Origin of the sequence: Pseudoxanthomonas koreensis (assembly GCF_010093225.1) — a bacterium.
Lineage (GTDB): Bacteria > Pseudomonadota > Gammaproteobacteria > Xanthomonadales > Xanthomonadaceae > Pseudoxanthomonas > Pseudoxanthomonas koreensis.
Genome location: NZ_PDWM01000008.1, coordinates 23,484 through 38,161 on the forward strand (window position 1 = coordinate 23,484; position 14,678 = coordinate 38,161).

Here is a 14,678-nt window from a genome sequence, read left to right on the forward strand (position 1 = left end):
CCCGGCCCTGCGCCCGGCGCGCCGGTCAGGCCGCGTCCGGCCGCTCCGCCGCTTCCGGGCTGAGCCGGTCGACGATGGCGGGGGCCGTGAGATCGCCGGTGACGTTGCCGGTGGTGGCGAACACATCGGGGATGGTGTCCACCGCCAGCAGCAGCCCCAGCGGCGCCACCGGCAGGCCCATCGCCATCGTCACCGGGATCACCGTGGCGGCGAAGATGGCCTGGCCGGGCAGGCCGACCGAACCGAGGCTGATCACCACCGACAGCGCCGCGCCGAAGGCCAGCTGTGCCGCGGTCAGCTCGATGCCGTAGGCCCATGCGACGAACGCGGCGGCGACCAGGTACTGGATCGGCGAGGTGATCCGGAACAGGGTCACCGCCATCGGCAGCACCAGCGCGCCCACCGCCCGCGGCATGCCGAGGTGGTCGCGCGCGCTTTCCAGCATCGCCGGCAGCGTGGCCAGCGAGGACTGGGGGCTGGCCGCCACCACCTGCACCGGCAGGATCGCGCTGGCGAAGGCCAGCGGCGAGCGTCCGGCGAACAGGCCCACCAGCACGTAGCAGATCGCGATCGCGCCGAGGTACATCCCGCACAGCAGGACGATGTAGCCGAGCAGCGCGCCGACCACGCCCATCCCGGCCTGCGCGCACACCGCCAGCATCAGCGCGAACACGCCCACCGGTGCGGCCAGCAGCACCCAGCGCACGATCACGATCATGGTGTCGGCGATGCCGTGGCACAGGCCCACCACCTGGGCGCGGCGCTCGTGCTCGATGCGGGTGAGGGCGAAACCGAAGAACAGCGCGAACACCACCAGCGGCAGCATCGCGCCCTGCGCGGCGGCCATCACCGCGTTCGACGGGATCACCCCGCCGATCCACTGCGCCAGCGACGGCGCCGCGGCCGCTTCGGTGGCGGTGGCCGAAGCCTGCAGGGTGGCGGTGAGCTGTGCGCTGCGCGGCACCAGCGCCAGCAACGCCGGCGCCAGCAGCGCGGCATAGGCGGCGAACAGCGCCAGCACTGCCAGGAACACCACCATCGCCCGCCGCGCCACGCGCCCGGAGGCGGCCGCGTCCGTGGCGGTGGCCACGCCGAGGATCACCAGCGCCAGCACCAGCGGCACCACGGTCATCTGCAGCGCGCTCAGCCACAGCTTGCCCACCGGCTCGGCGATGCCGGCGGCGCCGGCGGCCGCCCCGGGCAGCCAGTGCGCCAGCGCCAGCCCGGCCACCGCGCCGGCGAGCAGCGCCAGCAGTACTCGCGCGGTCGCGCCGGGCCACCTCATGGCGCGGCCTCCGCCGGTGCCGGCAGGCGCCCGGGCGCGCGGGGGATGCGGCGGCCACGCAGCGGCCAGGCGAAGCGGAGGGCACGGGGTGGCGTGTCGTGGATCGCGGGCATGCGGGTTCCGGTGCGGCGGGTCAGTTGTCCAGCAGGGGCCGGATGCGGTCGAGGGTGACGCCGAGCTGGCGGTGCCGGTCCGGGTTGGCCTGGCACAGCAGCACGAACAGGAAGTCGAGGAGGTACTGCAGCGAGGAACGGTACAGCAGCAGTTCCACGTGCGGCGCCGGGTCGTGGGCCGAGACCACCAGCGCGGCGTCGGCGTGCGCGCGCAGCGGGTTGGCGGTGTGCCGGGTGATCGACACCACCTTGCCCTCGCAGGCCTGGAACTGGCGGCTGATCTGCGACAGCTGCGGCAGCTGGCCGAACTCGGAGAACATCAGCAGCACGTCGCCCGGCCGCGCCGCCGACAGGTTGGCCATCATCAGGATCGGGTCGGCGTGGTGGGCCACCAGTACGCCCAGCAGCGACAGGCGCATGGCGAACTCGCGCGCGAACAGGCCGTCGTCGCCCAGCCCGCAGACGAACACCTTGCCGGCGCCGTCGACCAGGTCGACGATCGCCTCGATCCGCTCGCGCGGGTTGAGCAGCCGGGTTTCCTCCTCGGCCGCGGCCTTGCTCCGGCGCAGCGCCTGCTCCAGCGCGGTCCAGTCGTCGTGGGCGGCGAGGGGAACGGCGCTGGTGGGGGCGTCGGCGCCGTTGCGCGCCAGCGCCTGGCCGATGCTGTACTTCAGGTCCGGGTAGCCGCGAAAGCCGAACTTCTGGCTGAACTTGACCACCGAGGACTGGCTGATCCCCAGCGCGCTGGCCAGCTGCTGCGAGGAGTAGTCGCGCAGCAGGTGGGCGTTGTCGAGGATGAAATCGGCGATGCGGCGTTCGATCGCCGACATCTGGTCGCGTTCGGAGCTGATCTTCACCAGGGGCGGCATGGGTGCGATCTTCATCCGGGTCGGGCGCACCTGGCAACCGTCCTGCTCAGCGCGCCAGCAGTTCCAGACCGCGGATCTCGCGGATCCCCAGGCCGGGCGCGTCGGTGATGGTGATCTCCGATTCGTCGAAGATCACCCCGCCCTCGACCGGGTTGAACTGGCCCAGCGACGGGCCGTCCAGGTCGACCTTGGTGATCACGTCGGACTTGGCCACGGCCAGGTGCACCGCGGCGGCCACCGAGATCGCCGATTCGATCATGCAGCCGATCATGCACTGCACCCCGTACAGGGAGGCGATGTCGGCGATGCGCACCGCGTTGGAGATGCCGCCGGTCTTCATCAGCTTGATGTTGATGATGTCCGCGGCGCGGCGCTCGATCAGGTCGAACACCTGGGTCGGGCCGAACACGCTTTCGTCGGCCATCACCGGGGTGTGGACCCGCTCGGTGACGTACTTCATGCCCTCGATGTCGGCCGCCTTGACCGGCTGCTCGAGCAGTTCCAGCAGCACCCCGGCGTCCTCCAGCGCGTGCATCGCGTACACCGCCTGCTTGGCGGTCCAGCCCTGGTTGGCGTCCAGCCGCAGCAGGGCGCGGCCCTCGACCGCGGCGTGGATCGCCTTGACCCGCTCGATGTCCAGGCCGATGTCCTTGCCGACCTTGATCTTCAGCGAGTCGAAGCCGCGGTCGACCGCGGCGATCGAGTCGGCCACCATCTTGTCGATGTGGTCCACGGAGATGGTGATATCGGTGGTGATCACCGGATCGCCGCCGCCGAGCATCCGGTACAGCGGCGCGTTGTACAGCTGTGCCCACAGGTCGTAGACCGCGATCTCCACCGCCGCCTTGGCGCTGGTGTTGCGCTCCATCGCACCCTGGATCAGCCCGCAGATGCGGTTGAGGTTGGCGATGTCCTGGCCGATCAGGCGCGGCTTGATGTGGCGGTCGATGGCCTCGATGATCGAGCCGTGGGTGTCGCCGGTGATCACCGCGGTGGCCGGCGCCTCGCCATGGCCGGTGTGGCCGCTGTCGGTGCGCACCAGCACCACGATGTCCTCGACCGTGTCGACGGTGCGCAGCGCGGTCTTGAACGGGGTCTTCAGCGGCACGCGCAGCATGCCCAGTTCGATGTCGGTGATCTTCATGGAGTGGCCGGGTTGGGGGAGGGCGCGGGGCGCATGCGCTGGATGCTGGTCATGCGGTCCACGTAGGTCTCGGTGTCGCCGAACAGCATCGGCTCCAGCGGGGTGACCGAGACGCCGTTGAGGCCGGCGCGCACGCGCGTGCCGTCTTCGCCGCGCCAGCTGCCGCCGCTGGTGTCGTGGATCATGAAGGCCAGGCCGCGCTGGTGGCCCAGGGCCATCATCACGTGCCCGGGGATGTAGACCAGGTCGCCGACCTGCAACTGGCGCACCGCGGCCATGCGCGCCTCGCGCGTAGCCTCCGCGTCGAAGCCGATCCGGTCCAGCGCCGGGCTCACCGCCTGGTCGCGGGTGTTGCGCGGGACCAGCACGCCGAAGCTGCGGTAGATCTCGGAGACGAAGCCGCTGCAGTCGCGCGCGTCGTAGCTGTGGCCCCAGCCGTAGCGTTCGCCGAGGAACTTGAACGACTGCCGGACCAGGTTGGCCGGGGTCAGCGGCAGGTAGTCGCCGGCGACGTCGGCCGAGCGCGCGACCAGCGCCGGCACCAGCGCCAGGCTGCCGTCGGCGTTGCGCACCGGCAGCTCGACCACGTGCGAGGCATGCGGGTGCTGGCCGTTGACTGCCTGTGCCGGCGGCCAGTCCGCGCGCAGCGGCAGGCGCACGCCCATGTCCAGCTGCAGCACCGACACCCGCGGTTCCTCCGGGGTGTAGTTGGTATGCACGGTGGCGCCGGTGACGACCAGGTAGGGTTCGCGCATGGCGTAACCAAGCACGGTGTCGCGCGCGCCGGTGGCCACGTGGCGGGCCTCAATCCAGGCCGCATAGCGCTCGCTGGCGACAAACAGCCATTGCCGGTCGCCGCTCTCGTGCAGCACCGCGACCGCGTCGCCGGGGAACAGCGCCGATTCCTGGAAGCGGTCGATGTCGGTTTCGCCGGCGCTGCTGAACGCGCGCAGGCGGGTGGGGAAGGCGCGCAGGTCGGCACGGTGCACGACCAGGCCGTAGCGCAGCGGGCGCGTCGCCGGGATCGCGTCCAGCGCAAGCGCGCGCTGCAGCGCGTCAATTTCCTTCTTCGGCACCGGCTTGCCGTGAACGTCGAACAGGGGGCGGGTCGGCGGCGCCGACAGTGCCTCGATCCGTTCGCGGACGAAAGCGCGCGGCAGCGGATCGGGCAGGGCGGCGATGTCGTGGATCGAGCGGTCCTCGGCGCGCATGCGCGCGTTCTGCGCGGCGATCGCGGCGCGGTCGAGGATCAGCCGGTCCGGGTCGGGCAGCTGCGCGATCCAGTGCTGCGGGGCCAGGTCGGCCTGGTGGACTTCGATGACCGCGGTCGGGGCGTCGCCGGCCGCGGGCCTGGCGACGGCAACGGTGGCGGCCGGCAGCAGCGCGGCGAGCAGCAGGGCGCGCGGCCACGGCGCGGCCAGCCACGACCGGGCGTGCCCGGGGCGGGCGCGACGCGGTCCGATCGAAACCACATTGGGGGTGCTCATCTCGCCGGTCCTCCCCGGGGCGCGGTGCCGAAGAATAGTTATTCCGAATATTCGCGCAGTCAAGAATAAATTATTGACCCGGTATCGGGCCCGTGTTACACCAGCGCTACCACCGGCCGGGGAAGTGTCGTCGTGGATGCACGTTGTTGCCAACTTGCCGCACCGAAACAGCCATCGCGCGCCCTGCGCCGCGGCTGGCGTGCGGCGTGGCCGGCGCTGTGCCTGCTGGCCGCCGTGATCGCGGCGGATGTGCAGGCGGCGCGAGTGCAGGCGGCGGGCGTGCCGGCTTCCGCGCTGGAGGCGACGGTCGCGGCGGTGGACCGCGGCGACTTCCGTGCCGCCGAGGCGACCATCGCCACGGCACTGTCGCAGCCGGCGCTGCCGGCGGCCCAGCGCGAGGCGCTGCTGTTCGAACGCGAGCGCATGCGCCGCATCCGCCTGGACTTCACCCTGGACCGCGACGCGGCACTGGCGCAGCTGCGCCGGTCGATTCCGGACCTGGACGAGGCCGAGTTCGACGCCTGGGACCGTGCCGGGCTGGTCGAACGCATGGACATCGACGGCGAGCCACGCTACTTCAAGCGCGCGATCCCCAACCTGTACCGGCTCAACGCCGGGGCCGCCGCGCGCCGTGCGCCGCCGGTGAAGCCGTTCAGTGCGGGCCCGTTCGAGTCGCTGCATCCGCACCACGCCGAGGTGCTGGCCGCCGCGGCCGATGGCGCCACCAGCGTGGCGCCGCGCCGGCTGCGGGTCACCCAGTCGCTGGTGGTCGACGCTGACGCGGTGCCGGCCGGCGAGACCGTGCGCGCCTGGATTCCCTATCCGCGTGCGATCGACGGCCAGCAGGAAGACATACGCCTGCTTGCGACGGTGCCCGCGGGCGGCCAGCTCGCGCCGGAAGGCGCGTTGCAGCGCACCGCCTACATGGAGCGCACCGCCGAGGCGGGCAAGCCCACCGGATTCTCGGTGGAGTACGAACTGACCGTGTACGCGCGCCGCTTCGACATCGACCCGCAGCGCGTGCAGTCCACCCCTGACGATCCGGCGCTGGCGCCGTACCTGGCCGAGCAGCCGCCGCACATCGTCTTCACCCCGGCGTTGCGCGCGTTCTCCGCGCAGGTGGTCGGCGACGAGACCCGCCCCTACGAAATCGCGCGCCGGCTGTTCGAGGCGGTCGACCGCATCCCTTGGGCCGGCGCGCGCGAGTATTCGACGCTCTCCAACATCAGCGATCACGCCCTGCACGCCGGCCACGCCGACTGCGGCCAGCAGACCCTGCTGCTGATGGCGCTGCTGCGGCTCAACGGCATCCCCGCGCGCTGGCAGTCCGGCTGGGTCTATTCCGACGATGCCGTCGGCCACGACACCATGCACGACTGGGGCTGGCTGTACCTGGCGCCCTACGGCTGGGTGCCGATGGACGTGACCACCGGGCAGCTGGCCAGCGACGACCCGGCGCAGCGCTGGTTCTACCTCGGCGGCCTGGATGCGTACCGGATCGCCTTCAACGACGGCATATCGCAGGAATTCGTTCCGGCCAAGCACCACTTCCGCTCCGAGACCGTGGATTCGCAACGCGGCGAGGCGGAGTGGCGCGGCGGGAATCTCTACTTCGACCAATGGGACTACCGGTTCGAATGGCAGATGCTGCCAACTGGCAATGACGCCGCAAAAACAGGCGCGAATCACAACAACACCACTGTGGGAGAGACACGGGGATGAACAGCAGGATCCTGAGGAAAGCGGCGCTGTGCGTGGCGCTGGGTGCGTGCCTGGGCACGATGGCGCCGCTGGCGATGGCGCAGAGCGCCACCGGCGCGGTCGCCGGCCGTGCGACCGCGGGCGACCAGATCACGATCGTCAACAACGCCACCGGCGCGACCCACACGGTCACCGTCGGCAGGGACGGCAGCTATCGCGTCACCCAGCTGCCGGTCGGTGACTACCGGCTGCAGCTGGTGCGTGACGGACAGCCGGTCGGCGAAGGGGTCACCGTCGTGGTCGGCCTGGGTGGCACCACCACCGTCAACCTGGGCGAGGGCGGTGCGCTGACCAACCTGGACGTGGTCGAGGTCGTCGGCTCGCGCGTGGTCAACCGCGTGGACGTTTTCTCCACGGAGGTCTCCACCAACATCAACCGCGAGGAGCTGGCGCGACTGCCGGTCGAACAGAGCCTGTCGTCGGTGGCGATGCTGGCGCCCGGCGTGGTGGGCGGAAACGCCTCGTTCGGTGGCATTTCGTTCGGCGGCTCGTCGGTGGCCGAGAACTCGGTGTTCATCAACGGCCTGAACGTCACCGATTTCTACCGGCGCCAGTCGTTCTCGACCGCGCCGTTCGCCTTCTTCGACCAGTTCCAGGTCAAGACCGGCGGCTACTCGGTAGAGTTCGGCCGCAGCACCGGTGGCGTAATCAACGCCGTGACCCGCTCGGGCAGCAACGAGCTGCAGGGTGGCCTTGAGTTCACGTTCGAGCCCTCGGCCTGGCAGTCCACCGCGGAAGACCACTATTTCAATGCGGTCGACGGCGATGGCGTCCCGGTCTCGGCCACCTACCGCTCGAGCCACGACCGCAACAGCTTCATGAAGGCCAACGTCTGGGCGTCCGGTCCGCTGATCAAGGACCGCCTGTTCCTTTTCGCGATGTACGAACAGCGCGAGAATGGTTCGGGCTACACCAACTCCGCAGGCAGCACCTGGTCCGAGGGCGACTCCAGCAACGGCTTCTGGGGCGCGAAGCTGGACTGGAACATCAACGACGACCATCGCCTGGAGCTGCTCGCGTTCTCGGACGAGGCGGAAACCAACACCGCCGTCCAGACCTACAATTTCGATACGCGCGAAAAGGGCGCCCTCACCGGCGAAACCACCTCGCAGTCCGGTGGCGTCAACGGTTCGGCGACCTATATCGGCCGCTTCGGCGAGAACTTCACCGCCAAGGCCATGTACGGCGTCAACCGCACCCGCGGCCTGTCGTTCTCCCCGGCCGACGGCCCCTGCTCGCAGGTCCTGATCGACGCCACCTACAACGCGCGCTGGGTGGCGATGGGCCGTCCTGCGGTCAGCTGCCATCCGAGCACCAGCAGCTCGGTGGTGGACCACCACGACGAGCGCAAGGTCGGGCGACTGGACTTCGAGTGGGCGCTCGGCGACCACCTGCTGCGCTTCGGCGTCGACAGCGAGGAGATGACCACCGACCGCACCACGCGCTATCCGGGCCAGACCCTGATGCGCTACACGGTGTACGGCGCCACCCCCGGTGCCATCCTGGACAACGGCGCCACCGTGCCGGCCGGCGTCGACGCCATCGTGATGGGCCGCCGGCGCATCGACGGCGGCGTGTTCGAGACCACCGCCAACGCGTACTATCTGGAAGACATCTGGAACGTCACCCCGAGCCTGGTCCTGAACCTGGGCCTGCGCGTGGACAACTTCGACAACAAGACCGCCTCGGGCGACAGCTTCATCAAGATGGACAACCTGGTGTCGCCACGCGTCGGCTTCTCCTGGGACATGAAGGATGACGGCACCACCAAGCTGTTCGGCAACCTCGGCCGCTACTACCTGCCGGTCACCAACATCATCAACTACAACTTCGCCGGCGGCCTGATCGACGAGCGCACCTTCTACCAGCTCGACGGCTGGAACCCGTCCACCAACCCGATCACCGGCGCCAGCTACATGCAGCCGGTGCTGGGCACGCAGATCGGCCCGGTCGACGACCAGTACAACCTGCCGGTGGACGACCTGCGGCAGAGCGTGGACCGGGACCTCGATGCGGTGTACCAGGACGAGCTGATCCTCGGCTTCCAGCAGATGATCAACCAGGCCTGGTCGTGGGGCGTCAACGCCACCTACCGGCGCATGCCCAATGCGATGGACGACATCCGCATCAACCACACCCCGTGCGGGCCCGTCGGCTACAACCTGTGGCCGATCGGCAACCCGGGCGAGAAGCTGACCATCTGGGGCAACGACGACATCGGCTGCGCCACCGAGGGCTGGATCACCGTCGACACCTCGAAGGACGGCTATATCAAGGGCGGCAGCGGCGAGGTCGTGGGCTATTCCGATCCCAAGCGCACCTACACCTCGGTCGAGTTCCAGATCGACCGCGCCTGGGACGACAAGTGGGCGTTCAATGCGTCCTACCTGTGGTCGAAGTCGGAGGGCAACCACGAAGGCCCGGTGAACTCGGACACCAACTACGCCGACACCGGCATGGTCCAGCACTGGGACCACCCGGCCAACAACGAGGACTACGGCCCGCTGTTCAATGACCACCGCCACCAGATCAAGCTGCGTGGTTCGTACAAGCTCAACGAGATGTGGTCGTTCGGCTCGACCCTCACCGCGCAGTCCGGTGGCCCGATCACCGCGCTGGGCGTGGCCTGGCCCAACGACAGCACCGGCGCGGCCAGCTTCGTGACCGAAGGTTCCGGCGGCGGCTCGTTCTGGCATTGCGTGCAGAACTGCTCGGGCAACTGGAGCCAGCGCGTGTTCGAGTACTCCGGCCGCGGTGCCTTCGGCCGCATGCCGTGGACCTACGACTGGGGCGCCAGCGCCACCTGGACCCTGCCGTCGCCGGACACCGACCTGCGGATCCGCCTGTCGGTCTACAACCTGCTCAACGAGCAGGAAGTGATCAACCAGCGCGCACGCTACGAGAAGGGCCCGGGCGTCACCCGTGGCCTGTTCGGCACCGGTACCCGCTGGCAGTCGCCGCGCTACGCGCAGCTGGTGCTGACCTGGAACTTCTGATCGGCCAACCGGAAGGCGCGGCTCCAGCGGGAGCCGCGCCGACCGGACCGGGGACAGGAACCGAAATGCGAAGGACCCTCCCGTTTGCGGCCGCCCTGGCGGCCGCTTTTCTTTTTCCGGCCGCTGCGGCCATCGCCGCTGCGCCCGCGGCTTCGCCGCCGGTGGATGCGGATGCACGAGCCGCGATCGCCCGCGCGGTGGACGAGACCGTTGCCCGCTACGGCCTGCCCGGCATCGCCGTCGGCGTGATCGAGGACGGCCGCGTCGTCGCGGTGGAAACACGCGGCGAGCTGGCCGCCGGCGCCGGCCAGCCGGTCACCTCCGCCACCCTGTTCAAGATCGCCTCCAACACCAAGGCGATGACGGCCGCAGTGCTGGCGCGGCTGGTCGACCAGGGCCGGCTGCGCTGGGACGACCCGGTGGTGAAGCACCTGCCGCAGTTCCGCATGCACGACCCGTGGGTCACCGTGAACATGCAGGTGCGCGACCTGCTGATCCACAACAGCGGCCTGGGCCTGGGCGCCGGCGACCTGATGCTGTGGCCGGAGCCCAACACCTTCACCCGCGCCGACGTGATCGCCGGGCTGGAACACCTGAAGCCGGTCACCAGCTTCCGCTCCGGTTACGCCTACGACAACCTGCTCTACGTGGTCGCGGGCGAGCTGGCTGCGGCGGTGGCGGGCGTGCCCTACGACGAACTGGTGCGGCGCGAGATCTTCGTGCCGCTGGGCATGGAGGGCTGCCGGGTCGGCAGCTGGCGCCTGGACCAGGCCGGCAGCGTGGCCCTGCCGCACCGGCGCGTGGACGGGCGCAACATGCCGATGGACGAGCGCGGCCGCGGCGACGGCGGCATGGTGCCCGACATCACCTCGATGGCCGCCGGCGGCATCCGCTGCGGCGTGGACGACATGCTCAAGTGGATGCGGATGTGGCTGGACCCCCCCGATCCCTGGCTGTCGCCGGGGCAGCGGCGCGCGGTATGGACCGCGCACATGCCGATGCCGGTGAGCACGCGCATGCGCGAATGGGACGGCACTCACTTCTCCGCCTACGGTTACGGCTGGCGGCTGTCGGACGTGGGCGGCGAGTGGAAGGTCGCGCACACCGGCACGCTGGACGGGATGTATTCCTCGCTGGTGCTGTTGCCGGACAGGCGCAGCGGCTTCGTGATCCTGATCAACGGCGAAGGCGAGGCCGCGCGCACCGCGCTGGGACAGGCGCTGCTGCAGCGCTATACCGATCCGGCTTCCGGCCACGGCGTGGCCCACTATGCGGGCCTGCTCGAGCGCGAGCGTGCACAGCGCGCCGAGGCGCAGCCGCTGCCGGACACCTCGTCGCGGCGGCCGGCGCGGCGTGACGAAGCGGCGCCGCTGCTCGGGGTCTGGCGCGACCCGTGGTTCGGCGAGGTGGCGCTGTGCCCGCGCACCGACGGCATCGGTTTCGTTTCCACCCGTTCGCCGCTGATGGCGGGGCGGGTGATGCGCCTGGCCGACGGTCGCTGGTTGGTGGACTGGGATGCCGATGGCGTCGATGCCGAAGCCTGGCTGCATCCGCCTTCCCGCGGGCGCGACGATGGCGCTACGCTGGCCCTGTCCCACGTGGATCCGGATGCGGACTTCAGTTACGACTATGCGGACCTTGCCTTCACCCGCCTGCGCGACTGCCCCTGACCTGCGCGGCGTGGCGCGACGTGGCCATGCGATCGCACGCGCCGCATCGGCTTGCCTGCTGCTGGCCGCGGTGCCGTGCTTTGCCGCGGACCCGGTGGTCTCGCCGGCGGCCGACCCGGCCGCGGCCGGCATGGTCGACGTGCAGGCGCTGGCGCCTGACATCGAAGTGGAGATGCGCTACGCCAGCAGCAACAACTTCACCGGTGCGCCGGTGCCCGGCTATGCCGCCAACCGCTGCTACCTGCTGCGGCCGGCGGCCGAGGCGCTGGCCCGCGTGCAGGCCGGACTGCGCACCGAAGGCATGGGCCTGCGCGTCTACGACTGCTACCGGCCGGCGCATGCGGTGCTCAGCTTCGTCGACTGGGTCGGGTGGCCGGACGATCCGGCGTTGAAGGCACGCTGGTATCCGCGGGTGGAGCGGACTGCGTTGATGCCCGGCTATATCGGCCGCGTCTCCGGCCACAGCCGCGGCGCGACCGTCGACCTGACCCTCGTCCGCTGTGGTGGCGAAACCGCTGGCGAGCGTGGCTGCGAACCGCTGGACATGGGCACGCCCTACGACTTCTTCGACCCGCTGGCCCACACCGATGCGGCGGAGATCACCGGCGTGCAGCGGGACAACCGGTCGCGCCTGGTCGACGCGATGGCCGCGCAGGGCCTGGCGAACTACCCGAAGGAATGGTGGCACTACACCCTGCAACCGGAGCCCGATCCGGGCACCGCCTACGATTTCCCGGTGCGCTGAGGGCCGCAGCCGGTAGACTCCGGCATTCCCTTCGCCACGCCCTTCGTCCATGAACCTGTCCCTCCACACCGGCATGCTCGGCGCGCTCGAGGCCGCCCTGATCGCCTTCGCCGTCGGCATGGTCGTGTACGCGCTGTGGTCGTGGGTGTGCCGCCGCGGCGGCCTGGAAGTAGGCCACGAACTGGGTTGGGGCTGCGCACTCGCGGTGCTGGTGGCCGCCGGCATCGACACCTGGCACCTGTTCTACCTGGGCGTGGCGCGGCTGGAGTCGCCGCTGTACGCGCGGCTGGCACTGGCCGGAATCCACGACCCGAACAACCTCGGCCTGCGCGTGGTCCTGCAGGTGCTGGGCGCACTGGCGGGCGCGCTGCTGGGCTGGTGGCTGTTCAGGGCGCGCGCCGCGCGCACGCAGCAAGGCGATCGCCCGCCCTTGTAGGAGCCCACTTCAGGGGGCGACCCGACGAACACCGGAAGGTGCGGTGCTCAACGCGATGTCTCCGGATGGATCGCGTCGAACGCGGCTGCGATCGGCCTTCGTCGGGTCGCCCTCATGCGGGCTCCTACAGGGAGAAGCATGCGATACCAGGGCCGGCCGGTTCCGCCGCACCGCCGCTGCTATCCTGCGGCTCCCACTCCGCACGGTCTTGCCCATGCACGACATCCGCCTGGTCGGCTTCGACGGCGACGACACGCTCTGGCGCAGCGAGGACTACTATCGCGCCGCGGAGAAGCAGTACGAGGAGATCATCGGCCGCTACATCGACCTGCACGATGCCGGCACCCTGCGCCACCTGCTCGAGGTCGAGCGGCGCAACCTCAAGGTGTTCGGCTACGGCGTCAAGGGCATGACCCTGTCGATGATCGAGGCGGCGATCGAGCTGACCGGTGGCCGCATCGCCGCGCGCGACCTGCAGAAGGTGGTGGAGATCGGCCGCGACACCCTGCAGCACCCGGTCGAACTGATCGACGGCATCCGCGAGGCGGTGGCCGCGATCGCCGGCGAGTTGCCGGTGGTGCTGATCACCAAGGGCGACCTGTTCCACCAGGAGGCGAAGATCGCCAGCTCCGGCCTGGCCGACCTGTTCCCGCGGATCGAGATCGTCTCGGAGAAGGATCCACCCACCTACGCGCGCGTGCTCGCCGAATTCGGCATCGACGCTTCGCAGTTCGTGATGGTCGGCAACTCGCTGCGTTCGGACATCGAGCCGGTGGTGCGGCTGGGCGGGGGGGGCGTGCACATTCCCTACGCGATCACCTGGGCGCACGAGGCCGAACACGGCCTGGCCGAGGAACATCCGCGCGTGCGCAAGGTCGCTGCGGCGGCGGAACTGCCGCAGGCGGTGCGCGGAATCGTGACGGACGTGCGCAACGGTTCATGAATGTTTCGTTCGTTCGCGCGCACCGGTAACGTTTCCATCGGCACGGGTTAAATCACCGTTCACCGCGAAGGCGGCAGTTTCATCGTCAACGCACAGACGAGGAGCGCTGCCATGAACGCCATTGTCTCCACCCTCCGCTCCCGCCCCCGCAACTGGATGCGCGGCGCACTGTTCGCCACCGCGCTCACCGGTGCGGCCACCCTTCTGCCCGCTCCGCGCGCCCATGCCGCCGACGTGCAGGTCCGCGTCCTGGTCGACGTCGCCGACCTGATCTTCCGCAGCGGGCGCCCGTACTACTACGAAAGCGGTTACTACCGGCCGGTGGTGGTCGAATACGACCACTGGCATCGCCCGGTGTACTACCGCTACGCGCCGCGCCCGGTCGTGGTCTACCACCGCCCGGCACCGCCGCGCCATTACCACGCGCCGAAGTACCGGGTCAGCTACAACGACTACCGCTACGACGACCGCAAGCACCACGACCACCACGGCAAGAAGGGGCGTGGCCACGACAAGCATCGCGGCCGCGGCTGGGACGACTGACCGCACGCGATGGTGGCAACGCCGGCACGCCATGCTCCATCGGTGGCGCGACGATGGACCCCTGCGCCTGACAGCCCGCGCAGGCTGCGGCAGAATCGCCGCATGAGCCGCCTGCCCATCCGTCCCCGCACACCGCTGCGCCTGGTCCTGGCCGTCGCCCTGGCGGCCACGCTCGGCAACGCGGCCGGCCAGCCGGCGGGTCCTGCATCGGCCGCACCGGGCCAGGCCGATGCCACCGCGGCAGACGCACCACGCGCCCATGCCACCGGCGACGCCTGGCTGGATGGTCGCCTGGCCGCGATCGACGCCTACGCCATCCGCCATCCCGATGCGTTCGGCGCCGAACTGGAGCGTTACGCCGGCGTGCCGCAGGCCTACGTCCATGGCCTGCTCGCGCAGCCGGGTTGGGGCGGCGGGGATGCGTGGTTCGCCTGCTTCCTGGCGCGCGCCACCGAAGCCACCTGCCGCAGCGTGGTGCGTGCACGGACGCAGGCAGGCGTGGGCGCGGGATGGGAGGAGGTCGCCGCCGGCTTCGACGCAGCCCCCGGATCGGCGGCGTACCGCAACGTGCGCCTGGCGCTGGCCGACAGCTTCCGCCGCTGGGCATTGCCGCTGCAGCCGGATGCGGCGTTGTCGCGCGCGCTGCGCGAACGCGCCGCCGGGGATCCCGGCAGTCGCTGATCCGG

The 14,678-nt window shown here is 70.3% G+C and carries 12 protein-coding genes; 8 read left to right on the forward strand and 4 right to left on the reverse strand.

The genetic code is table 11. The features are described 5' to 3' along the window. Positions 1-25: 25 nt before the first annotated feature. The 4 genes from CSC64_RS04045 to CSC64_RS04060 form a co-directional block, all read right to left on the reverse strand. Positions 26-1,285 (reverse strand): dicarboxylate/amino acid:cation symporter, encoded by a 1,260-nt coding sequence (locus CSC64_RS04045; RefSeq protein WP_162434045.1) that lies wholly within the window; start codon positions 1,283-1,285, stop codon positions 26-28. 133 nt (positions 1,286-1,418) lie between these two features. Further along, positions 1,419-2,267 carry a MurR/RpiR family transcriptional regulator gene (locus CSC64_RS04050; RefSeq protein WP_162434095.1) on the reverse strand — a complete coding sequence of 283 codons (849 nt, stop codon included), beginning with the start codon at positions 2,265-2,267 and terminating at the stop codon, positions 1,419-1,421. 46 nt (positions 2,268-2,313) lie between these two features. Continuing rightward, positions 2,314-3,411 (reverse strand): dipeptide epimerase, encoded by a 1,098-nt coding sequence (locus tag CSC64_RS04055; protein WP_162434046.1) that lies wholly within the window; start codon positions 3,409-3,411, stop codon positions 2,314-2,316. Next, positions 3,408-4,898: a C40 family peptidase gene (locus CSC64_RS04060; RefSeq protein WP_162434047.1), complete on the reverse strand. Its 1,491-nt coding sequence runs from the start codon at positions 4,896-4,898 to the stop codon at positions 3,408-3,410. Before CSC64_RS04060 ends, CSC64_RS04055 begins: the two co-directional genes overlap by 4 nt. A 234-nt stretch (positions 4,899-5,132) precedes the next feature. Between CSC64_RS04060 and CSC64_RS04065 the strand changes: the two genes are divergently transcribed. The 8 genes from CSC64_RS04065 (at position 5,133) to CSC64_RS04100 (ending at position 14,673) form a co-directional block, all read left to right on the forward strand. Beyond that, positions 5,133-6,620 (forward strand): transglutaminase-like domain-containing protein, encoded by a 1,488-nt coding sequence (locus CSC64_RS04065; protein ID WP_425501670.1) that lies wholly within the window; start codon positions 5,133-5,135, stop codon positions 6,618-6,620. Then, positions 6,617-9,655 carry a TonB-dependent receptor gene (locus CSC64_RS04070; RefSeq protein WP_162434048.1) on the forward strand — a complete coding sequence of 1,013 codons (3,039 nt, stop codon included), beginning with the start codon at positions 6,617-6,619 and terminating at the stop codon, positions 9,653-9,655. Before CSC64_RS04065 ends, CSC64_RS04070 begins: the two co-directional genes overlap by 4 nt. A gap of 65 nt (positions 9,656-9,720) precedes the next feature. Next, the gene (locus CSC64_RS04075) at positions 9,721-11,325 is read left to right on the forward strand and encodes a serine hydrolase domain-containing protein (protein ID WP_162434049.1); all 1,605 of its coding nucleotides are present in this window, start codon (positions 9,721-9,723) and stop codon (positions 11,323-11,325) included. A 10-nt stretch (positions 11,326-11,335) separates the two neighbouring features. Next, entirely contained in the window at positions 11,336-12,070 is a 735-nt protein-coding gene (locus tag CSC64_RS04080) for a M15 family metallopeptidase (protein WP_238389751.1), read from the forward strand. A gap of 49 nt (positions 12,071-12,119) precedes the next feature. Next, complete coding sequence (locus CSC64_RS04085) at positions 12,120-12,506, forward strand: hypothetical protein (protein WP_162434051.1); 387 nt, start codon at positions 12,120-12,122, stop codon at positions 12,504-12,506. 214 nt (positions 12,507-12,720) lie between these two features. After that, positions 12,721-13,449, forward strand: a complete 729-nt coding sequence (locus CSC64_RS04090) for an HAD family hydrolase (protein ID WP_162434052.1) — start codon at positions 12,721-12,723, stop codon at positions 13,447-13,449. 111 nt (positions 13,450-13,560) lie between these two features. Then, positions 13,561-13,992, forward strand: a complete 432-nt coding sequence (locus tag CSC64_RS04095) for a hypothetical protein (RefSeq protein WP_162434053.1) — start codon at positions 13,561-13,563, stop codon at positions 13,990-13,992. Between the two features lie 102 nt (positions 13,993-14,094). Then, a complete protein-coding gene (locus CSC64_RS04100; protein ID WP_162434054.1) occupies positions 14,095-14,673 on the forward strand; it encodes a hypothetical protein in 579 nt (192 codons plus the stop codon). The last annotated feature ends 5 nt before the right edge of the window (positions 14,674-14,678 follow it).

Coding starts and splice junctions, on each gene's coding strand:
- CSC64_RS04045 (WP_162434045.1), bottom strand. CDS start 1,285: ATGAGGTGGCCCGGCGCGACCGCGCGAGTACTGCTGGCGCTGCTCGCC.
- CSC64_RS04050 (WP_162434095.1), bottom strand. CDS start 2,267: ATGCCGCCCCTGGTGAAGATCAGCTCCGAACGCGACCAGATGTCGGCG.
- CSC64_RS04055 (WP_162434046.1), bottom strand. CDS start 3,411: ATGAAGATCACCGACATCGAACTGGGCATGCTGCGCGTGCCGCTGAAG.
- CSC64_RS04060 (WP_162434047.1), bottom strand. CDS start 4,898: ATGAGCACCCCCAATGTGGTTTCGATCGGACCGCGTCGCGCCCGCCCC.
- CSC64_RS04070 (WP_162434048.1), top strand. CDS start 6,617: ATGAACAGCAGGATCCTGAGGAAAGCGGCGCTGTGCGTGGCGCTGGGT.
- CSC64_RS04075 (WP_162434049.1), top strand. CDS start 9,721: ATGCGAAGGACCCTCCCGTTTGCGGCCGCCCTGGCGGCCGCTTTTCTT.
- CSC64_RS04085 (WP_162434051.1), top strand. CDS start 12,120: ATGAACCTGTCCCTCCACACCGGCATGCTCGGCGCGCTCGAGGCCGCC.
- CSC64_RS04090 (WP_162434052.1), top strand. CDS start 12,721: ATGCACGACATCCGCCTGGTCGGCTTCGACGGCGACGACACGCTCTGG.
- CSC64_RS04095 (WP_162434053.1), top strand. CDS start 13,561: ATGAACGCCATTGTCTCCACCCTCCGCTCCCGCCCCCGCAACTGGATG.
- CSC64_RS04100 (WP_162434054.1), top strand. CDS start 14,095: ATGAGCCGCCTGCCCATCCGTCCCCGCACACCGCTGCGCCTGGTCCTG.